The sequence below is a fragment of the Reichenbachiella sp. genome (assembly GCF_965233835.1).
GTDB lineage: Bacteria > Bacteroidota > Bacteroidia > Cytophagales > Cyclobacteriaceae > Reichenbachiella.
Genome location: NZ_OZ247585.1, coordinates 2997681 through 3019599 on the forward strand (window position 1 = coordinate 2997681; position 21919 = coordinate 3019599).

The 21919-nt window shown below is 39.7% G+C and carries 20 protein-coding genes; 2 read left to right on the plus strand and 18 right to left on the minus strand.

Annotated features, from left to right (window positions below; translation table 11 throughout):
- Nucleotides 1-38 precede the first annotated feature (38 nt).
- The 3 genes from ACO6S2_RS12635 to ACO6S2_RS12645 are packed head-to-tail and all read right to left on the minus strand — an operon-like array spanning nt 39 to nt 2485.
- Complete coding sequence (locus ACO6S2_RS12635; RefSeq protein ID WP_422358917.1) at nt 39-632, minus strand: hypothetical protein; 594 nt, start codon at nt 630-632, stop codon at nt 39-41.
- Nucleotides 633-644: 12 nt separating this feature from the next.
- Complete coding sequence (locus ACO6S2_RS12640; protein ID WP_422358918.1) at nt 645-1520, minus strand: inositol monophosphatase family protein; 876 nt, start codon at nt 1518-1520, stop codon at nt 645-647.
- Nucleotides 1517-2485: an oxidoreductase family protein gene (locus tag ACO6S2_RS12645; RefSeq protein WP_422358919.1), complete on the minus strand. Its 969-nt coding sequence runs from the start codon at nt 2483-2485 to the stop codon at nt 1517-1519. The genes ACO6S2_RS12640 and ACO6S2_RS12645 overlap by 4 nt, the downstream gene beginning before the upstream one ends.
- A gap of 149 nt (nt 2486-2634) precedes the next feature.
- Here ACO6S2_RS12645 and ACO6S2_RS12650 point away from each other — a divergent pair, with 149 nt between their 5' ends.
- The gene (locus ACO6S2_RS12650; protein WP_422358920.1) at nt 2635-3723 is read left to right on the plus strand and encodes a hypothetical protein; all 1089 of its coding nucleotides are present in this window, start codon (nt 2635-2637) and stop codon (nt 3721-3723) included.
- Here the strand turns inward: ACO6S2_RS12650 and ACO6S2_RS12655 are convergent.
- The 9 genes from ACO6S2_RS12655 to ACO6S2_RS12695 all read right to left on the minus strand — a co-directional run bounded on the left by ACO6S2_RS12655 (nt 3720) and on the right by ACO6S2_RS12695 (nt 13444).
- Complete coding sequence (locus tag ACO6S2_RS12655; protein ID WP_422358921.1) at nt 3720-4223, minus strand: YfiR family protein; 504 nt, start codon at nt 4221-4223, stop codon at nt 3720-3722. The two genes, ACO6S2_RS12650 and ACO6S2_RS12655, sit on opposite strands and share 4 nt — an antisense overlap.
- A complete protein-coding gene (locus ACO6S2_RS12660; protein ID WP_422358922.1) occupies nt 4223-5488 on the minus strand; it encodes a hypothetical protein in 1266 nt (421 codons plus the stop codon). The genes ACO6S2_RS12655 and ACO6S2_RS12660 overlap by 1 nt, the downstream gene beginning before the upstream one ends.
- Nucleotides 5489-5639: 151 nt before the next feature.
- A complete protein-coding gene (locus tag ACO6S2_RS12665) occupies nt 5640-6008 on the minus strand; it encodes an OmpA family protein (protein ID WP_422358923.1) in 369 nt (122 codons plus the stop codon).
- 111 nt (nt 6009-6119) lie between these two features.
- Entirely contained in the window at nt 6120-7319 is a 1200-nt protein-coding gene (locus ACO6S2_RS12670) for a tetratricopeptide repeat protein (protein WP_422358924.1), read from the minus strand.
- 47 nt (nt 7320-7366) lie between these two features.
- The gene (gyrA, locus tag ACO6S2_RS12675; RefSeq protein ID WP_422358925.1) at nt 7367-9901 is read right to left on the minus strand and encodes a DNA gyrase subunit A; all 2535 of its coding nucleotides are present in this window, start codon (nt 9899-9901) and stop codon (nt 7367-7369) included.
- 150 nt (nt 9902-10051) lie between these two features.
- Nucleotides 10052-11128: a hypothetical protein gene (locus ACO6S2_RS12680; RefSeq protein ID WP_422358926.1), complete on the minus strand. Its 1077-nt coding sequence runs from the start codon at nt 11126-11128 to the stop codon at nt 10052-10054.
- A gap of 19 nt (nt 11129-11147) precedes the next feature.
- Nucleotides 11148-12137, minus strand: a complete 990-nt coding sequence (locus tag ACO6S2_RS12685) for an FKBP-type peptidyl-prolyl cis-trans isomerase (RefSeq protein WP_422358927.1) — start codon at nt 12135-12137, stop codon at nt 11148-11150.
- 75 nt (nt 12138-12212) lie between these two features.
- Entirely contained in the window at nt 12213-12824 is a 612-nt protein-coding gene (locus ACO6S2_RS12690; protein ID WP_422358928.1) for a hypothetical protein, read from the minus strand.
- 116 nt (nt 12825-12940) lie between these two features.
- On the minus strand, nt 12941-13444 hold the full coding sequence (locus ACO6S2_RS12695; RefSeq protein WP_422358929.1) for a hypothetical protein: 504 nt from the start codon (nt 13442-13444) through the stop codon (nt 12941-12943).
- Between the two features lie 141 nt (nt 13445-13585).
- On the opposite strand from ACO6S2_RS12695, the gene ACO6S2_RS12700 reads away from it, so the two are divergent.
- Nucleotides 13586-13939: an arsenate reductase family protein gene (locus tag ACO6S2_RS12700; protein WP_422358930.1), complete on the plus strand. Its 354-nt coding sequence runs from the start codon at nt 13586-13588 to the stop codon at nt 13937-13939.
- Here ACO6S2_RS12700 and ACO6S2_RS12705 read toward each other — a convergent pair.
- The 6 genes from ACO6S2_RS12705 to mnmA form a co-directional block, all read right to left on the minus strand.
- Nucleotides 13936-15339: a COG3014 family protein gene (locus ACO6S2_RS12705; RefSeq protein ID WP_422358931.1), complete on the minus strand. Its 1404-nt coding sequence runs from the start codon at nt 15337-15339 to the stop codon at nt 13936-13938. The genes ACO6S2_RS12700 and ACO6S2_RS12705 overlap by 4 nt on opposite strands.
- Before the next feature lie 34 nt (nt 15340-15373).
- Nucleotides 15374-15949 carry a penicillin-binding protein activator LpoB gene (locus ACO6S2_RS12710; protein ID WP_420581620.1) on the minus strand — a complete coding sequence of 192 codons (576 nt, stop codon included), beginning with the start codon at nt 15947-15949 and terminating at the stop codon, nt 15374-15376.
- Nucleotides 15950-16065: 116 nt separating this feature from the next.
- Entirely contained in the window at nt 16066-18432 is a 2367-nt protein-coding gene (locus ACO6S2_RS12715; RefSeq protein ID WP_422358932.1) for a TonB-dependent receptor, read from the minus strand.
- A 47-nt stretch (nt 18433-18479) separates the two neighbouring features.
- The gene (locus ACO6S2_RS12720; RefSeq protein WP_422358933.1) at nt 18480-20120 is read right to left on the minus strand and encodes a S8 family peptidase; all 1641 of its coding nucleotides are present in this window, start codon (nt 20118-20120) and stop codon (nt 18480-18482) included.
- The gene (locus ACO6S2_RS12725) at nt 20107-20790 is read right to left on the minus strand and encodes a hypothetical protein (RefSeq protein ID WP_422358934.1); all 684 of its coding nucleotides are present in this window, start codon (nt 20788-20790) and stop codon (nt 20107-20109) included. The genes ACO6S2_RS12720 and ACO6S2_RS12725 overlap by 14 nt, the downstream gene beginning before the upstream one ends.
- Nucleotides 20780-21898 carry a tRNA 2-thiouridine(34) synthase MnmA gene (mnmA, locus tag ACO6S2_RS12730; protein WP_422358935.1) on the minus strand — a complete coding sequence of 373 codons (1119 nt, stop codon included), beginning with the start codon at nt 21896-21898 and terminating at the stop codon, nt 20780-20782. Before mnmA ends, ACO6S2_RS12725 begins: the two co-directional genes overlap by 11 nt.
- Nucleotides 21899-21919: the final 21 nt, after the last annotated feature.

Below are 21919 nucleotides of genomic sequence, written 5' to 3' on the forward strand. Positions count from 1 at the left end.
GCCTCCTGTTTACACAGGGGGTCTTTTTTCGTCCAGCGCTACAGCAAAACTCTCGGCCCTCCCTGTAACAAATCCTGAAATTCGGATGGGCCTACTAATTCGTCTTTGAGTTTATTGAATCCATCAATGGTTTCTGCAGATAATAATCCTACGACAGCATCTAAAGCTTCTCCACTGATCATGTATGGGCACTCTCCCATCACCAATTGGTCGCCTAAGCACTGCGCGTAGATCTGACACTCTCCAATGGATTTGATGTGCTTGTCTGTGGCCACACAATGATCCAACCACAAGCCTAAGTCGTCAAACAATTCGTTGGCTACTAAATACTGTCTGCGACTGATGTCAATTTGCTCATGAAAATACTGATTGATGTGCTTCATAGATTCTGCAGAAATTTTACTCTTATGCTGCTGCATACATGGCACGCACATGGCGTACTCAAATATGGTAGCGTATACCTCATAGCCAAGTTGAGGTTTGATCGCTTTCTCTATAAAATAGGGAATCTGATTTTTTAGTAAATCCTGTTCGCAGGATATGCAATGGTTCATCATCCCTCCCGTGAGATCGTCGTAAAACAACTTGGGAATGGGTTTGTGATTAACAGGTGTACTTGTTTGCTCTTCCATGTTCTCTTACAACTAATTGAATGGTTTACCTACTTCTAATATTGCTTCATGCAGTGCGTCACTGGTAGCATACAGTACGCCATGCTTGTTCATGTAAGGGTCGCGTTGATTTAAAGGAATGGGATTGCCTAGCGCTGTGCTTACAGGTAAATTCAATTCCTCATAGATAAGCCTGGTAGCCGCATAATCCCAAATATAGCCACCACCGCGCGTAGCCTTAGGCCATTTAACATAACATCCCGAACCTGCAGTCAATAAGCGCATGGCATTCATTACCGCACCATACCCTGTACCAATTTCTAAATAATCGAATCCTAGTTTTTCCCTTATCAGTTCTAAGGCGTCTATAGTTGGTTTATGCTCAGCTGAACTTAAAAAACTTCTGTCAAAGCTTATGACCAAGGTTTTGGACTGTACGGTAAACTTATATGGACTTTGATTTCTCATCACTCCTCTCCCTCTAATAGCCACCCAATTATCTCCTTGATACGGATCTAAGACGGCACCCATAATGGGCTCTCCTGCTTTATTAATTAATGCTATTGACACCGCATAACCAGGTTCCTGTTCTGTAAATGGCAGTGTACCGTCCAGTGGATCAATACACCAGAAATAGTCTTTTGTGAATCGGGAATTGTCGTCTGGCAATTCTTCAGTGAGCAGTCCCAGGTCAAATATTTTTATAGTTGGCTCGAGTAGCTCTAGAATGATTCGCTGACTCTCTATATCTACAGCCGTCACTACTTGGGTGGCGAGGTTTTCAACACCATCCTTCAGCGTAATATTATGAGACTGAGTGACCTTTGACTGAATGAAGGTGACAGCTTTTTTTGCTGCATCCAATGCCACCTGAGCTAGCGTTTCTATATCTTTTGTACTCAATTTCATTCCAAATCGTTGAGTACTTTGTTTTTGATGTTTTCGCTGTAATCATGCATTTTCCAATGTCCAGGACTCCAGCCATCCAGAAATCGATAAAAATCTGCCCAAGCATATCTATAAAGTAGACTCCACTCCTGTTGAATGTCTTCAAAATCAACGGATTGATCTTGCTCAAGTAAAGATATTTTAAGATTGTCAAAATAGAATTTCAAAAGTTCTGATTCACAATTACTTAAGTCTTCTTCATGCAAGCAACTGCTTAAGAGATATGCTACATCTTTCATTCCACATCCATGGCCAATATATTGAAAGTCTACGGCAGCCACTCGAGTACAGTCTTTTGAAAAACAGAAGTTGGCCAGCTTGGCATCTCCATGTACCAGGGTTTGGTATTTGGCTTGATTCAATACTTCATCGATTCGCTTTGCTGCTGCCTTTAACTGCTGGTCTTGCATGGCTTCCAGTTCATCGGGTCTGGTATCCAGGTGCCAGTACGTACCAATAGGCCAGAGCCCATCACCTTTTGCGCTCATAAACTTAGCGTGAAAGTTTGCCAGCCATTTTAGACATACTTTGATTTCAGATAGAGATACCTCTGATTTTCTTATTGGAAATCCTGCTTCATTCAAGTCTTCCATAATCATGAGGCATTTTTCATCATCAACATGAAGTGTTTTAGGAATACGACAGGAACCATCGCAGCGCTCCGCCAAGTGACCATACCAATTCATTTCCACCTGATACGATTTGAGCTTTCTTTCGTGTGATCGACTGGTATTCCAGCCTCTGGGATGATTGGTTTCATCGGGCGGTTGCACGTGCTTCACTATGACGGATGTGCTACTTCCTCCTTCAAGTTCACAGCGTAATATCTGGCCATAGCCACTCCAAAGCTCTTGGATCAGACTGGTCTTGGCAATGGCTTTCGCGCCAGTGATCTTTATAATGGTTTCTGCGAGTTGTTCGGTCATAGAGATCTAAGAATGAGCAATTTTAGTCCTTAGAAGCACGCTTTCAAAACCTCCAACCAAAACAATTGACGGATTATTCGTAATAGATCACTGTGTTGTCTAATTATTTATCATATTTGAATCACTAATCGATCCAGCTAAATGTATTCATGAAAACCAGAACCCTTCTTCTTCTACTTCTTATTACTTCCTTTTCTACTGGTCTAGTGGCTCAGGTTTATCGCATAGACAATGCCGTTGAGCATTTTGAATCCGATAGTTTAGATGAAGCGGTTGTTGACATTAATATAGCCACGAAGCACCCACGGACTTCCAAGTTTGCCCGAACCTGGAACTACTATTATTTGATCAATCATAAACGCTATACACGAGCTAAAACCAAGGAAGAACGCAATGAATTTATTCCGTTGGTCATCGAAGGATTTAAGAACTGTAAAGTCTTTGATATGGATAAGGAGTACATTAATCAGTTAGACTCTTCTTTTAGGTTGTTCACCTCCTATTTCAAGGATAACGCTAAGCAAATGAGGAATGAGAATGAATTGGAATCTTACATCTACTTTCAAGAAAACTACATAGCCTGTTTGGATGCATTGGGCAAACCAGTTGGGTATCAATATTTTCAATTGGGTGAGAGCAATATGAAGCTTCGCAATTTTGAGTTGGCATTAGAGGACTTTAGACATGCGATTCAGCATGACTTTCGTCTGGAGGAAGCTTATCTGAATGTATTGATATTGCTCGACGAATTGGACCGGCCTAAAGAGGAAGAACTGGCCTATGTAAAGGCTCTATCTCTCTACCCGTCTAGTGACAAATTGCATCATTTGGATATACATAAGGCACTGCATAAACAATTGAGTTTTAAGGCCAAATCGGCAATAGAGGAATTACTGAATCAAGGAGAATCAAGTGCTGACTTGTATATGATGCTGGGAGATGCCAATGATCAGATGAGCTATACGGTGGAAGCCATTGAAGCTTATCAAATGGCTATAAAAGTCAATCCATCAGATTTTTACAATTGTTTGAAAGTAGGAGAATTTTTACTCTCGCAAGGCATAAAGCTTGCTGAACCAGCATACATTCAACAATCAAAAGTCCTTTTGGAAGATTGCCAATCAAAAAGCCCTGATGATCTGGTTTTATTAAATACGTTGAGAAGATTATATATTGAGACGAAGAACGTTGATGCCTTTCAGAAGGTGGATGCCAAAATATTGTCCCTTACGAATTAATAAATCTCAGAGGCGTAGTCTAACAGCTTCTCTCCCATCACCAATCCTTTCTTTTTGGCATTGGTTTGGTTCACTACAAATCGAAGTTTGCCTTCTTCATCCACAAAACAAATGTCAATATCCTTATTGGCGATTTTTTTTTCTTCTGCTACCGTTAGAATGTTTTGTGTGCCTACCACGGCAAGTAGCTCATCTATATCAAGCCCCAAGCCTGCAGGAACAACAACCAGATCATATTTACTGGCTTCTTTCACATAATCAATTTTTCCTACCTTGTGTGGTAACTTATTCTTCTTGATATGGTTGCTGATTTCAGTCAGAATTCTTGAGTTACCCAGCACCCCTATGTTTACGGATAGTTTTGGTTGTTGCCACTCTACGTTATTGATAAAAGTAAAAAGCAACCTGGCTTCGAGAGACTGTCGAGTTTGAGCATTGACTGTGGTAATACTTCCTACCACAGCCAATATTAAAATCATTAAGGTCAGTTTCTTCTTCACTAGAATTGAGCGATTAGTTTTCCAACAAATCTATCATTTTCAATTTCATTTTGTCCTCCCTCGCTAGTAATATTATAATCAAATCCGAATCTGAAGTTATCGGAAATAAGTATATCCGTACCGAAAGACATCGTGGTAGCATCATAAGTGTTACTTTCTAGATTGGCTCCATTTAACGCCAATTGATCCACCTCAATAAAATCATACCTGAACTTAGGTCTGATACCCTTTAGGTACTCTAAATCTGTTTCAAATAAGTAGAGTATTTCTCCGGTGTACCCCATCCGCTTTATATCGTCTGGAGTATTTGTTCCGTCCCCAGTCAATGCTTCGGTAGAGCTGATAAAATAGCCATGAAAACTAAGATTGTCTAGTGCGTAAGTAGCATCTACTCCAAACGCATTAGTGGTAGATTCATATCTCAATGGGTTTGATATGTCATTTATACTTAAATCCGTTTCATCCCTCAAGGCTCCGGTCATATAAGAAATACCAAACTCAAGATCCTTGCCTAAGCCAGGAAAAACACCCACTCTGGCCGTTATGGTTTTGTTATCATTATTATCGTAGGAAGATTGACCGCTAATATTATAATTGCTCAACCCGTTGCCTAAAGAGACTACATAATTGATGGCACTATTAGTAGATAAATCAAAATATCCATTTAGACGAATTCCTCTTTCATTGTAATGAACCGGGTAAGCACCTGAAGCTCTTGGTAGTAACGAAAAGTTATTTTGAGCTCCGAGCCAGTCCTTGTTTACAATACCAAAAGGGCTCCAAAAAATACCAGCAGAGATCGTCAGTGCTTTGGGTATCAGGTCGTAAGATCCAGTAGCTTCGGTAACTGCGATAGTAATACCGCCTGGTCCTGCAGCTCCTCTCCCGCTTGGATCTGATACATAATGGGCTTCTACAGCCACTCTTGTCCGTTCTGTGAGCTCAGAGCCAATAATGATAGCAAAATCATACTGAAAAGAACTTTTGTTAGTATTAGGTACAAGTAGTTGGCCAGGCGCAGCCAATTGTGTTGGGTCTGGTAGCGTCCATTCCTCACTTGGTCCGGCGTAGACGCCATTTACATATCCATGTAATGAGAAAAATGATGAAGGCTCTAGATACTTTCCAGCTGGTGTAGACCAATTGTAATTAGTTTCTTCGGTGTTTAAACTGATATCAAATTCATCAGAGTCTTGAGCAAGAAGTGTTGGGTTAAACCCTGCTACGAAGATAAATGTTAGAGCTAGTAGTAGGCGTGATGTCATAATTTTATGTTTTGTAGAGTTTATTAGATTTAATTGAACTTTATTAAGATAGTAAGTTGTTTTTTCCTTAATTCGGCCTATCCAATTGACTATTTCAAACATGGTCTTCGAAAAAAAAGTTTCAATAAACCCCAAAATCTTGTCACCGTTGCTACAATGAAATAGGCCAGAAAATTATATCTACCCTTCGATTCATTTGCCGACCTTGAGGGGTGTCATTGTCATAAACTGGATTAAACTGTCCGAAATCTTTTTGCTCAATGGACTCCACTCTAATGCCATTATTGTCAACTAGTTCATGAATCGTAGTAGCACTTCGCATCTCAGAAAGCCATTGATTGTAGGCAGCTCCACCAATATTATCAGTGTGGCTGTGTATGGTAATGTTAAAATGATTGAGATCCGGAATAGAGTCGAGAAACTGACGAAGCTCTTCTAGTTGATATGGAGTAATGTAATACTGACCACCGGGAAAGTAGATACTTTTTCTGATATGCTCAGTCTGAGCAAAACTTTGCATAGAGAAAGATGCTAAAAACAGAACATAAAAAAACCGGGTAACCATTTTCAAACATACGAAATATGTTTGTTGTGGTTACCCGGCTATGAAGTCAAAGACTTCGTTTGTCTCTTACTGACCTGCTTCTAAAGCATCTACTCTATCAAGTATCGCCTCAGCTTTGTCCATCATTTTTAATCGAGTGTACATTTGTTGTAGTGCTCTAAGCCCTGTTAAATCATCAGGTTGAATGCTAGTTGCTTTTTCCATGTATGGTAATCCTTTTTTAAGGGTTTCATCACCTTCAGCCAGTTTAGCCGGACCATATCTATCATAGTCCTTCAAATTCATACTATTTACTTCATCATAATACTCTTTTGCCAAATTCACGTAGATTACCCCAGTGTTGAAATTTGCAACGAAGTTATCGCTATCAATTTCTAGTGCTTTAATGTAGGAGTCTTTCGCCTTATTGTAATTTTCTCTGGCTACTTCTTTTTCCCCAGCTTCCAATTTCGCACTTCCAAGGTTATCGTAAAGTACACCTAGGTTTAAGTGCAAATTAACGTTCGTTGGATCCTTTTCTATGGCAGTTTCAAGCTTAGTTCTTGCTTCGTCTACTTTATCCATAGTCAAAAGCAAGCTGATTTCTTCCTGTCCAAATTTCGTTTCTGTAGGATATAGCTCTTTTGCTTTTCTTACTAGCTCCAATGCCTTTTCGTTGTCCTTCGAATGCGTTCTTTCCAAATAGATTAATGTAGAAATCACGTCACCGTTGGCGATGTTAGCATCTACCATTTGATAGTAATAATCCATGGTCTTGTCGTTGTCGCCAGACTGCTGAGCGGCTACACCTGCGTAAAGCAAGGTTACTGAATCAGTTGGCTTAACTTTCAAGGCTTTTTCAAAATTCGCTAGTGCTTCTCCGAATTTCTCTTCTCCGTATACAGTACCACCAATGTTGATGTAGTTGCCCCACATCGCATCTAGGTTTGTGTTAGAGATCAAATTATTAGGACTAGTTTCTTTGTCCATTGAGATCACTTTGTTGTATGCCTCAACCGACTTATCCAATGCCTCAGCATCTAAAGAAGATACAGCTTCGTCAGTACTTGTCGCTATGGCTTGATAGATTTTTCCTCTCACAAACCAAGTCTTTGATTTTGCGGCATTTTTTTCAATTGTAATAGCCACATCTATTTCAGCTTTCGCTTTGGCGTATTCATTTTTAGTTAAATACGCATCGGCCTTCGTTACAGACCCTTTCTGAGCGAAAGATGCTACACTCATTAATAAGGCAAGCGTCAGCACGAACAGTTTACTTGTATTCATAATTTTAATGTTTAACTAGGGTCTCTAACCCTACTGTCTGGTTTAATTTACTCTTTGTCTTTATTCTCTTCAGTTGGTGTTTCTCCGTCTTGGTTTTCAACCTCTGGTTCATCACCTTCTATTCTCTCGATTTTTTCTACAGATGAAATCTCATCCTTATCGCCCAATTTAATGAGTCTAACACCCTGAGTAGCTCTTCCCATTACTCTAAGGTCTGCTACAGCCAGTCTAATGGTAATGCCAGATTTATTGATAATCATCAAGTCATCTGTATCTACCACTTCCTTGATTGCAACAAGTGCGCCAGTTTTCTCAGTAATGTTCATGGCCTTCACTCCCTTACCACCTCTCTTAGTGATTCTATAAGCGTCAATTTCAGAACGTTTACCATAGCCTTTTTCTGTTACAACCAACAGATTTGCTTCTTCTCTCGCCACGCAAACCATGCCAATCACATGATCATCGTCACCCTCTAATCTTACGGCTCTCACACCAGCTGCTGTTCTTCCCATTGGACGAACATCTTGTTCATTGAAGTGAATGGCTTTACCTGATTTCTTGGCAATGATAATGTGATTGCTTCCGTTAGTGAGATTCACATTCAGTAGTTCATCCCCCTCGCGGACGGTAATTGCATTAATACCATTTTGGCGTGGTCTCGAATAAGCCTCTAGTGAGGTTTTCTTGATCACGCCTTGTTTGGTACACATCACGATGAAATTATTTTTGATATAATCCTCATCTGACAACGTGTCTACATTGATCACCGCGCGAATAGAATCTTCGCTTTCTATATTAATAAGGTTCTGAATAGCCCGTCCTTTGGTGGCTTTTTGGCCTTCAGGAATTTCCCAAACCTTTTTCCAGAACACCTTACCTAACTCAGTGAAAATCAACAAGTAATTGTGTGTAGATGCGACAAACAAATGCTCTGTAAAGTCATCTGTTTTAGTAGAAGCACCACGAGATCCAACTCCCCCTCTTCCTTGTGTTCTATATTCAGTTAATGGAGTTCTTTTGATATACCCTTCATGCGAAATGGTAATCACCATTTCTTCATCAGGAATCATGTCTTCAGCAGTGAAATCATCCGCAGCATGTTCAATGTCTGACCGTCGATCATCACCGTATTTGTCTCTGAGCTCTGTAAGCTCCTCTTTGATGATATCCATACGCATCTCTTCACTTTCAAGTATTGCTTTCAAGTGATCGATCAACTTCATGATCTCATCATATTCCTTCTGGATTTTTTCTCTTTCAAGACCTGTCAATCTCTGAAGCCTCATTTCCAAAATGGCTTTGGCCTGGATTTCACTCAATCCAAACTTCTCCATCAAACCGGTCTTAGCGATTTCAGGATCTCTGGAAGCTCTAATCAAGTTGATCACTTCATCCAGATTATCCAACGCAATCAAATAGCCTTCTAAGATATGTGCTCTTTTCTCCGCTTCATTCAACTCGAATTGAGTTCTTCTGATCACCACTTCGTGTCTATGCTCCACGAAGTATTTGATCAAATCTTTTAAGTTCAGCGTTTGTGGCCTTCCTTTTACAAGCGCCACGTTGTTCACTCCAAAAGAAGATTGAAGCTGGGTGTACTTATACAGGTTGTTTAAAACAATATTTGGTATCGCATCTTTCTTGATGTCATATACGATACGCATACCGTCTCTATCGGACTCATCTCTGATGTCTGATATACCCTCTAATTTCTTGTCATTGATCAATGCTGCAGTCTTTTCGATCATGCTGGCTTTGTTGACCTGATAAGGGATCTCAGATATGATAATCTGTTCTTTTCCAGATTTTAGTGTTTCGAATTCTGCTTTAGCCCGAAGCACTACTCTACCTCTTCCGGTCTCATATGCTGAGCGCACACCTTGATAGCCATAAATGGTTGCTCCTGTAGGAAAATCAGGAGCAGTGATGTGTTCCATCAATTCCGGTATCTCAATGTCATTATTGTCGATATAAGCAATCGTTCCATTTACTACCTCCGTGAGGTTGTGTGGAGCCATATTCGTTGCCATACCTACTGCAATACCCGAGGTACCGTTTACCAGAAGATTTGGAAACTTACCTGGCAATACTTGAGGTTCCTTCAATGAATCATCAAAGTTTGGTTGAAAGTCAACCGTCTCTTTGTTGATATCATGCAGAAGTTCCTCAGCCATACGCTTCAATCTGGCCTCTGTATAACGCATCGCTGCTGGTGAATCACCATCCACAGAACCGAAGTTACCCTGGCCATCAACCAATGGATATCTCAATGACCATTCTTGAGCCATACGAACCATGGTATCGTAAACTGAAGAGTCACCATGCGGGTGATACTTACCCAGTACTTCCCCGACAATTCTAGCAGACTTTTTATAGGCTCTATTGTGTAATACACCTAAATCAAGCATACCATAAAGCACTCTTCTGTGCACAGGTTTCAACCCGTCTCGTACATCTGGTAAAGCTCTCGAAATGATAACGGACATTGAATAATCAATGTATGCGCCACGCATTTCATCTTCAATATTGATAGGTATTATATTCTGATCACCTAAAGGTAGGTTTTCGTTGTCTTCAGCCATAAAATTTTAAATAATGACAAGCAAAATTAAGTCCGCAATTTAACTAAAATATTAGCTAAAATTCACTATCCGAACCAACAATATCAGCTAAAGAATTAAACTATTTTTTAGGCAAAAAAGGAAGGGAAAAATCAACACTGAATGGATCGATCAATAGGGGTTTAATTTCTTTCTGTTTTTGAATTTATACCGCCATAATTTACGGTGATTTTCACCAACTTTTGGATTCTGCTTTTTCCAAATGGGTTGCCCCCGAACCTCTTCCACCCTACCGGTTTGAGGGTCTGTATAAAGATGCTTAAGTTGTACATGATCGCTCTTCATAGGAGAACGTCTGATTTCAGGAATAGTGATGCTGACACCAAAGTTAACTTTGAACGTGGGGTTTTTATGCTGAACATTCAAACCTGTTTGAGGAACCGCCATCGTGTAATTCTTAAAATCATAGGAAGGCTTGATTACAATTCGAAAATACTCAGATAAGTTCTTCTCAATAGACACACCCAGATTAAAAAATACGCCCTGATTCATTAAACTCTTGTTGAACTTCTTGCCCATGTTTTGTTTTCCAATTTCGAGTTCGCCAGCAAATGACCAATCCCAAAAATCATAAAACCTATAGCCCAAATTCAAATAATAGCTAAAAAAAACAGCCTTCTTGAAATCGGGTTCATAACTCCTTATATTCAAATCATCAATGGTCGGCCTTAAGGATTTGACTGTATGAAATTCTAAACTTAACCCAAATCCTACTCTAAATTTTTGATAGTTGTACCTTATACCAAGGTTGATAGGAATACCCCAGCCTTTACCCTCAAACCCTAAACCTAGAGAATCAGCATTATAAGCCTGAAGATCCCTGAGTAATAATGGATTGTTCACCGGATTAGCAATGGGCGGATAAGGCACATCAAAGGTATCAATCAAAACGACTGCTTGGGAAAGTGCAGGATTGTTAAACCAATTATTGTACACATCGAATTCAGTGCCTAGCGGTTCTCCTGTATTTGGTGAAATAAACTGCTCTGTAGCTGATTGCAAATACCAAAATCCTGCCAGATCATGACTGTATTTTGTAGAGTTGTACCCAGTAGTTACCGTAATCGAAAATTGATTCAGAACTGCTCGCACGGGTGGTCTGTAAATATCATCAGGATCTATCGGATACTCCTGTGCCTGTGCGCTGACAGTACATATAACCAGATATAATAGCAGTCTAAGTTTCAATTACCTGTTGATCGTTTGATTAGGGATTATTTAATAGGCTGGTTTCAAATACGACAATTTCATAGGGTGCCACCTTGGAGGCATAGAGAGGGATTATTTCTAACTCCACAAAATCCTCTTTCCTATATGACGGCACAACAAAAACACTCTCTCCATATGCTTTGTGCGAAGGTAAGATAATTAGTGCGCTTTCTCCTCTTTCCATCTCAGATATACCTTCGTCAAGCCCTGAGATGATGACATTGGCTCCAAAGGTATAAGTAAGAGGTGCGGCATTTGTCCTGCGATCGAATTCTGTTCCGTCTAAAGTTCTCCCAATATAACTGATAGTCGAAAGGTCGTTATTTCTCAATGTGTCATTTTCCGTCCCCTCTGACAATCTTTTGTAATAAACCTGCTGGGCAGCTAAATATTCTACTGAATCCTTTGGATGGGCAATGGTGTCATTTAAGTTTTCACTGATAATGTAGGCGTCGATAGCTGCCAGCTCTTCTGCAATTATATCATCCTGATTTTGAACAGCTGCTACTTCCACTTCAATTTCCAAAATTGAGTTTTCTGGAATAAGCGAGCTAAAAGAATAATCCTGGTAACCAAGTGAGGAAGGGATATAGAATCTAAAGGTCTCACCCTCTTTCATCAGACCAAGACCAATATCTAACCCAACAGGAAACACTGCGTCAACACCTTGTTTTAGTTTTACAGAATCGTCACCATCAGACCTACTATTGATATCATAGGCATCGCCATTCATTACTTTGGCAGAATAGTATATACTAAGGATATTACCACTAGCCCCTGCACCAGTGGGTACCGTATCCAGTATGGAATAATAAATACCAGATTCATGAGCTACTGCGTTGGAGTCGTTTTCAGCGATGTATGCCTCAATAGCCGCTTGATCAACAGTCGTTTGATCCAAACTAGCTGAGCTATCACTGCATTGTGAAAGTGAATAAAGAGCGACCAGCCCTAATAAAACCTGAGGGAATTTTAATTTAAAAATCAAGATTTAGAAATTTTACACAAATTGATCAAATAACGACGAGAAAGGAAATAAATTTTGGTATTATCTTCCTTTCAGTTATTTCACAATGAACGTGCTACAGAAGTAATGGAAAAGCGGAATTTTGTGTAGTCCAAGTTTCTCACCGATTGACTGTACACGGCCGAAGTCAACTTTTGATATTTTTCTTGGACTGATAATATCTTCATCATCGTCCAAAAAAAAGGATGACAGAAAACGTATGAAAATATAAGGTGCTTTTAATACTTCATCACGATACTCCGACTCGGTCACTATTTTACTCGAATCAAAATCAGTTTCCAGGCTGGCTACATCAAAGCATTCTTCCATGGTGAGTCTAATTATTTTAAGAAATTCACCTTCCCAGTTATCATATTGTTTGATAAGATACTTCAGACCAAACACGACTGGGTCTTTCTTCATAAAATATCCTCCCTTTGAGAGTTTTCTAGCCTTTTTGTTTAGAGCCATTTCCTCCCAAAGACTCACACTTCCATTGGCCAGGGCCACTCCTACCGTAGGAGCCATAACTACAAGTGAAAAAAAATCCTGATCTGAGATTTCTAGGTAGGGTGCTTCATTTTTGATGAACTCTTTTTTGAGTTCGAAGGTGGCCTTTTGAATAACCTCATTTTCTATGAGTGTCTCAATTTCATATTCCGTAAACATTCCCGAGCAATTTGTTACAATAGAAATTTACCACGTATTGTCGAATTAGAAAAACTAAGAAACAAAAAAGGCATGCCATCAAGAGCACGCCTTTTTTTGCTATTCTTCAAAATAGCTTATTCTTCTCCTTCAGTTTCTTCTGCACTTGGTGCTAATGATGCTACTATTTCATCATATTGTGCTTTTACTGCTGCATCAGCTTTCAAAGCCTTTTTCACTTTATTGTAAGTGCCGGCACCAATTTCATCCTTTACCACTGCAGTGTACTGAGTTTTGAAATCTGCTTTGAAGGCCTTGATATCTTCCTGAATCTGGGCATAAGCCGCCAGCTGTTCTTCGGTCGCACCTATTTCAGCAATTTTAGCTTCATCGCCTTTAGCTTTGTTTAGTTTGTTATATAATTTACCTCCATCCATCAATTCGTTGCTTTTTACAGCTTCGCTGATTTTGGTTTTCATTCCTGCTTTTAAAGAATCAATCTTCGCTGACACTTGAGCGTATTGAGTCAATTCTTCGCTAGTTATTTCAGCATCTTGTGCCATAGTTTTTGGACAAACAACTAAGCAAGCCACTAAAAGTCCAAACCCTAACAGGCTATTTTTCAACTTCACACTTTTCATTTTATATAATTATTAATAGTTAACAGTTAAACCAACCACGAATAAATACCCATTGATTCAATATGTCAAGTAAAAACTGCATTAATCAAGCAGATTGTCAATTGTAATTATCTTAGCAACAAAATTGATTTACACAGCAACATGAAAAAAATATACTACTTAGCCACTTGCAGTACCTGCATTCGAATTATCAAGGAATTAGGAATTACAGCATCGAATTTCAACATGCAGGACATTAAAACGCAACCCATGACCAGTGATCAAGTCGATGAAATGAAAGCACTCAGCGGAAGTTATGAATCTCTTTTCAGCAGAAGAGCTATGAAGTATAAATCCATGGGACTTGCCAATCAAAACTTGTCTGAGGCAGATTATAAGCGTTTGATTGTGGAAGAATACACCTTCCTAAAACGACCCGTTTTCATCATTGATAATGAGATTTTCATTGGAAACTCCAAAAAGACTGTAGAAGCAGTGGGACAGAAGATCAACTAGTACTGATAAGGATTTCTTTGAGGGACACTTTCTAATGAATAGAAAGTGTGAAATATGGTTTGACCATTTTGGATATGAAAGGTAAAATCATGTTCCTGAGATATTTCCCTTCCGCTATTTACATTCAACTTAGCCTGACTGACCCCAACAGGTAAATGAGCACGAGTATAATAAATAGTATGAGGTATGGTTTGCCAATTTCGAGTATCTGCTTTTTCCGTGTAGGCATTAAATGCGCCTAGCACTGCTCCCCATCCTTCGCTTTCCTCTCTCAGTTCTTTTTCTGCAAGTTTCTTAAGTGCCAATCGCAAAAGTGACTTACTCAATTCTAGTCCCATTCTTTGATCTAGCGAGTAAAAAGCAATCTTATTAATATCCTCAGCTTCCTCGAGGTTATAACTTTTGTCAGCGACAGTAAGTGTGGCTTGTTTGAAAATTGGTGGACGTTCGTTGTACTTCGGAATGGCTACTCTATAAAATTCTAAGTCAGAAAGATCAGCACTTTCCTCATCATCATCCTTTTGTTCAATGGGAAATGAAAAGTTGTAGCCACGTTCTTCATTTACAAAAGTTACCATACCAGCTTCTCCATGCACAACGGTGAAATTGATGGAAAATTCATCCTTAACAGGTCCTAAACCGTTGTTCCAAAGAAAAATCAAATCACCGCCCTCGGCATTTTCAGGTTGAAATCTTGTCTGAAACTCTTTTTCGTATTGCTTGAGTTCAGTTTGAAAACCCATCAAATAAGCGGTTCTCATTAAGTCTTGTTTCAACTGATTGGGAGGCTTAACACCAAACATTCGAATATAATCCTCTTTATAGATATTATATGCATTCCTGTAGGCAATGAAGGCATTGTTGTAATCACGATCAGCGTCGTAAATCAATCCCATTAAATTGTGAATAAATGCATCGCGCTTATACTTGGAGTCACTTTTGTACTTATCATTTAGTTTCAACAAACGATTATTCAACCTGCGGCACTCTACCAATGCAGACTCCCTATCTCCCAGTTTTATGTAATTCAATGCTTTGTAGTAGAGCAGCAATAAATGCTCATGGTCTTCACCTTTGTACTCAATAACTGTGGGATTGATCACATAGGCACCTGCCTCATTGAAATAATTAGTACGATAATCTTCACCATAAATGAAAGCCTTCTCAAAGTAGATGTTACTTTCTTCTGGCTTATTAAGCATGGCAGCTATCGTACCCCTATTCAAGAAATAAAGAAACTTCTCTTTACTGTCTGCTGCTTTGGGATTAGCCTCCAGCGTTTTTTCTGCAGCTTCCATATCACCACTTTCGAACTCCTGGTTAAAAACCAAGTTCATTTGATAGTAGGTAGCGCAGCTAAGCAAAAAGCAAAGCGGTAGTACTTGATAAATTCGCTTCATTATCAACTTAAGAGAAGTTTATGGAATGTTGGACTTAGTTTTTGATGAACTTCTTGATCTCCTTATCTCCAATCCAAACCTTTTCACTGGTTTCGATGCTTGCTAGCTCAAGGTTAACTTTATAGTTTACGACCTTTTCTTTTTTATAAGCATCAGTCACTGAAGTGATTACACCAAACATCATAAAGTCGGCTCCAAGCTCCTTACCCCACTTAGCCTGTGTCTCAACAGAGGCGAAGTCTCCTTGCTGTGCTCTTTCTTCTCTAAGCTTTTCTCTGAACACGGAGTTTTGAACCACTCTTACCGTTCCAGAATTGATAAATTCTCTTTCAACATCCTTTATAAATGTTTCGGCCTCTATATGTTCAGAACTTTTGTTGGCAATCATACCCACGATAACGACTGGTCGGTCATCATTTTTGCTCTTAAAATCAGAAATCCAAGGTCTACTCAATACGTCTCTGATCATTTCTTCAGCTACCAATTTTGAATCCGTATCATTCCACCTACCGCTAAGGTCGATCTGCTGATCTGGACTCACTCGTGTAACAGTTCTAGAACATGAGGTCATTAATACTACTGCTGTCAAAATTAGGGTCAGTCTTTTCATCTTGTTATGATTTGTTTTTTTAGAATATGCACCAATGAATTTGCTACACAAAAATATCTTATGAAATTATTCAGATATTTTCTTTTCACCAATGGTTTTCTAAATGGTTTGAAAATTTAAAATTTAGCTATGACCCGGACGTTCAAAAACCTTGCCGATAATGTATTTGGAACGGCAAACTGATTTCCAACGACGTCCTGAATCCAAGTGTAAGATATTGTATTTTCCGCTCCCAAAGCATTAAGCACCTCAAGGCCTAACCATAAAGTGTTTGGAATCAATGTTTTATCATTTTCGAACTCAAAGCTTTTGGAGAAGCCAAGGTCCAATCTATAATATTCATCTCCACTAAAACTATTTCGATAAGTATCGTTTCGCGGCGGACCAAATGGCAAGCCACTTCCGAAAAGCATGTTTACACTCACCTTCACGCTGGGGTCATTAGGTAAGTGATCCTGAAAGAAGATACCCAAATTGACCAATTGATCACTCGGGCGCCTGATATAACCATCACCGGTTTGCAGATCTTCCATCGTTTTAAGCAACCCTAAACTAAACCATGATTCTGTGCCTTCGATAAACTCACCATTTACTCGAAAATCAGCACCATAGGCATAAGCGTTGGCCTGATTAGTAGCAAAATATCGTACTCTAATGTTGTCAACATCGTATGGATTGACATCCCATAGGTATTTATAATATAAATCCGTGGTTAACTTGAACGGTCTTCCCCAAGCCAAAAAATGATGATCCATCCCCCCAACGATATGTAACGATGATTGAGCTTTTACCTTAGGGTTGATTTCACCTTCTCGATTTCTTAATTCCCTATAAAAAGGATGCTGTTGGTAAAGTCCGGCAGATAATCGTAAAGTGGTGCTTTTCTGGGTCCCTAACTTGTAGGCATATTGTAACCTCGGACTAATTAACAATTGACCACTATATGACCAGTAGTTAATTCTAGCTCCAGCATTTAAGGTATGTACTTGATTGGCAGAGTTGAGCGTATATTGAGCGAACCCTGCTAATTTATGAGACTGAATGTCGATAGAGTTGTCCACCGAGTAGGTTACATTGGCAAAATCAGCTGAATCAGTAAATGCAAACTCCTGAAGTCGATCATCCAAGTTTTCATAATCCCAAGACATACCAAAAGCAAGTACATCGTCACCCAAATAGATTTCATTTTTTTGATCAACTGTCAATATTTTAGCTTCTAGCTTGTTTCTTCCATAGGAGTAATTGCTTCCCACACCTCTGATAGTAACGCATTCATTGAACCTGTTCGATCCAGGCTCACGATTCACATCACATAGCAAATACGCACCTTCGACTTCGTAGTTCTCTCGCTCACTAGAGTAAACTCCGGATATAGTTAGTCGTGAAATAACATCTTCGGTAAAGGCATGTGACAGAACCACTCCTGCTTGATTGGTGTGATAATCCAATTGCTCACTTCCTTCGAAAGCCGTCGACATTCTGAATGATGCTTGAATAGTTCCAAACTCGGTTTCTTGTGATTCAGGAAGAGTCAAATAGTTGTTATGTGCGGAGGAAATCAATATTCCAAGCTTTGTCTTAGAACCAAAGTTCTTGTTGATATAACCTTGAAAATCAGTAAATTTAGGTAAGTAGTTGCCATTAGTTTCAAGCGTTCCAAGTAAATATTGACTATTCTTGTGCCTTACCCCTAAGGAGTAATTCAAATCTCCTTTTTTATTTATACCTCCAAAATGTAGACTTCCTCCTAACAAGCTCATGTTGACAGTGGCATTATTTGTTTTAGGTTCCTCATATTGCACATTGAGTACTGAGGATAACTTATCGCCATACTTGGCCTGCCAACCGCCAGCAGAGAATTGAACGTTTCCTACCATGTCTGTATTGATAAAGCCGAGTCCCTCCTGTCTACCGGCACTGACTAAAAATGGACGGTAGATTTTTATACCATTGACATATATCAGATTCTCATCGTAATTCCCACCTCGAACTGAATACACGGAGGCTAGTTCATTGTTACTCGTTACCCCTGGCAGAGTAGCCAACACCTTGCTAAAATCTCCTGTGGCAGAAGGTAGCGTATAAGCATTCTTTGCACTTATCTCGATATTTCCAATCTCTGGTGTTTCTCCGAATCTCTTATCCTGTATATCTACTCCTGAAAGTAACTGAGTCTTTTCCTTCAGCTTGATATTAAAAGTATTTTGATCCTTGGTTTCAAGAATTAGTGTCTCGAATTGTAGATGTGAGAAGATGAGTTTTGTAGGCTTTTCACCAATATATTTAGCGTTGAATCTTCCTTTTTTGTCCGTAAGGGTAGAAGCCGAATCTGGCAGTAGCAAAACAAATACATCACTGATTGGTCTTTCGAGAGAATCAATCACCTGCCCCTGGATGACAGATGGTTCTTGAGCTAGCAAGACATCATGACTCAAATGCCAAACTAGGAATACTAATAAAATATGTTTTAGGTAATTGGCCATGTATGGTTTGCTGCAAATCGGATGCAATATATACATCGCCCTGAGAATCAGTAGCGCAATATTTTAACATTTTTGAAATAGGACTCACTTTCAATCTGCAGAAAGTAAATTCCTTGCCCATTTTGGTTAAAGGTCAATTCTGTCACCTGGCCTTTCTTGGCCCTTTTGATTACTTTTTCATTTAGCAATTTCCCACTTTGCGAAAAGAGTTTTAAGGTTAACGGCATTGGAACACTCCCCTTTTCTATGATTAAGTTGATATGATCACCCGTTGCTGGGTTAGGATATACACTGATCATTTCATCTGTTAGCTTGGTTACTTCCAGGGGCACTTCGCCTACGGCTACATTATAATTAGGAAGCCCATATCCCACCTTATTGTCTGGAGTGGAAAAGTTATCTGAAGATGATAGAATGAGGTCTTTTAACTCTAAGTTCGTGAGACTAGGGAATTTTTGCCAAAGACCTGCAGCAAAACCAGCCACCAAGGGAGCAGCGAAGCTTGTACCATTTTTTTTCACTAGCACATTACCTTCACCAAGTACTGTGGTCTGATAACCCATAGCAACGACCTCCGGTTTGATCCTATTATCAGCAGTGGGACCTACCGAACTAAATGAGACCAGATTATATTCAGCATCAAGTGCACCTACTGAAACAATATTTTCAACATCTGCCGGCATAGCAACATAGGGCCAGTCAGTGCTGTTTCCTGAATTACCAGCACTAGTTACGACTAGTATTCCTCGATCAATGGCCATTTCGGCAGCTTTAGAAATAACAGAGGTATTGCCATCCAAATCTTCAATCGAATAATCCATAGATGGGTCATCAAAATCACTATACCCAAGAGATGAAGTAATAATATCCACACCTGAACTATCTGCTCTCTCAGCAGCCAGTAACCAATTGTACTCCTCTATTCTGTACTCTGAGCTAACATCTTCTGTTACATACAAGCTAATATCCGCATTGTAACCTGTCCCAATGAAGGTTGAATTCATGTGAGCTCCAAGACAGCTCCAAGTACCCGTACCATGATCATCGTATTGAAAAACATCTTGTCCACCAGTGGTGAAATCAAAAACATCCTTCAACTTATTATTCTCATAGGTATGGGCAAATACTGATGACTTATTCGCGTCTAAAAAACCATCATCAAAAACAGCAACCCAAACTCCTTCTCCAGTTATTTCATCCTGATGCATCAAATTAGCTCCAAGCATAGACAGCTGCTTATCAGAATTCAAGTCGCTTTGATTCGATGGATTCACATCCAACCGTGTCGTATTTTCAGCATCTGGAACTCCATTTAGCTTTTGTCCTGGTGCAGCATAGTCAGTTTTAAGCACATGGTCAAGTGCCTCGATGGTTGCCACTTGTTCTGTAGTGGCCTCAATCAACACTGCATTCATCCACTTTGTGGTGAAATAAGTAATGGCACCAGTATTTTTCACGGCAGTTATATAACTGTCATTTACAGGTAAGTCATCAGAGCTGATGGCTATGGATTGGGCTTCTCTCCTTTCAATGGCTTTGGTAGATAAATAAGCTGAAGGGTCGTCAATACTGTAGCTGGAGTTGTCTTTGTCAGTAAAGTAAACTACATATCGATTAGTCTGAGCAGCGGCAATTTGCACAGTCAAATTAACTACTAGTAATATTAAAAGTACTCTATTCTTTCCCATATGCTTTTAATGTCATTATCAGTTCTCTTCCTGATTCAATCTCTTTTTCAGCACTACATTCTGCCTGACAATATCTAAGAATAACACTTTCTTTGGTAATCATTCCTACATTGGGTGCAAAAATTTCCGAACGATTTTCCAGACCCAAAAAATCTTCTCCTCTATCACTTTGAACTACCTGAACCACATCTTGATACAGTGAATCTAAAATCGTGGTATCCGGTAATTGCATATTGTACCAATATATCTCATCAGCTAAGCTATTCAAGCTATTGCCGTCCCACTCCAGCTGATGTTCAATCGGGAAACTCAACTTAACAAAGGGAACGTTGTTCTCAGTAAGAACAGCCAGGTTGGTAGACTTTTGTGCCGTCCAAATTGAATCCAGATGCCAAGATTCCGTTTCATTAGACCTTGTTGACCTGTGAATGATGTACTGCAGGTTATTACTTGCATTTACGCCTGAGTCAGCAACAAATTCCCTAAGCTCATAGTTCTCTGTGGTAACTCCAAGAACAGAATAGATACTCTCCTCAACATCATAGATTCTATAAGTCCCAACTTCTAAAGGGAAATAATGAAGACCAAGTCGATCAGTATCTTGGGCTACCTCAGATTCTGAACAACCTATTAAAAAAGATGCTAAAAGAAGAAAAAGACTATACCGCACGTTGATTCGACTGGTTAAAGCTCTTGCTAATCCATCCCCCGCCGATTACATCGTTTCCTTCATAGAAAACCGCTGCTTGACCGGGAGCAATGGCAGAAACTCCATTTCCAAAAAATACCTTCATGGTATCTCCTACCTGCTCTATAACGGCCGGATTGCCTGAGTCATTGTATCGTACTTTGGTAACTGTATCCATTCGCTCTGATAGGCCTCTGTATTTACCCAAGATCAGTTGATTTACGTACATACCATCTCTGGAAAGTTCATCAAATGTACCCAGGACTACTTGATTCTTTTCCTTATTGATTTCCACCACATAGGCAGGGAAGCCTAAGGCAATACCCAAACCTTTTCTTTGTCCTACGGTATAGAACGGGTAACCCTCATGTGTGCCAACTACAGTTCCGTCTTCAAGCACAAATTCACCACCTGCAACCTTTTCTTCAAGTCCGTCGACTCTCCTTTTTAAGAAACCTCTATAGTCATTGTCAGGAACAAAGCAGATTTCATATGACTCCGACTTGTTGAGAAGGTCGGTAAACCCTCTCTCTCTCGCCATCTCTCGGATTTCTGACTTTTTCAAGTGCCCTAAAGGCAAGAGTGTTCGACTCAGGCTTTGTTGAGAGACCCCCCAAAGTGCGTAAGATTGATCTTTCATTTCATCAACTCCTTTGCTGATCACAAACCTGCCATTTTCCTCCCGCACATTGGCATAGTGACCTGTCGCAATAAAGTCACAGCCCAATTTGTCTGCTCGACGCAATAATGCATCCCATTTAATGTGTGTATTGCATAATACACATGGGTTTGGTGTACGGCCAGCCAGATATTCATCCGTAAAATGATTGATCACATAGTCACCAAATTCTTCTCTGATATCTAGTATGTAGTGAGGAAAGCCTAAGTTGACGGCAATATTTCTCGCGTCGTTGATAGAATCCAGACTGCAACAGCCCGTTTCTTTTTTGCTACTACCCGAGGAGTTGTAATCCCAGGTTTTCATTGTCATTCCGATGACTTCATATCCTTGTTCATGAAGCATCACTGCGGCTACTGAGCTATCTATACCACCACTCATTGCCACAAGCACTCGTCCTTTTGTACTCATTGTTATGTTTTATTGCCAGGT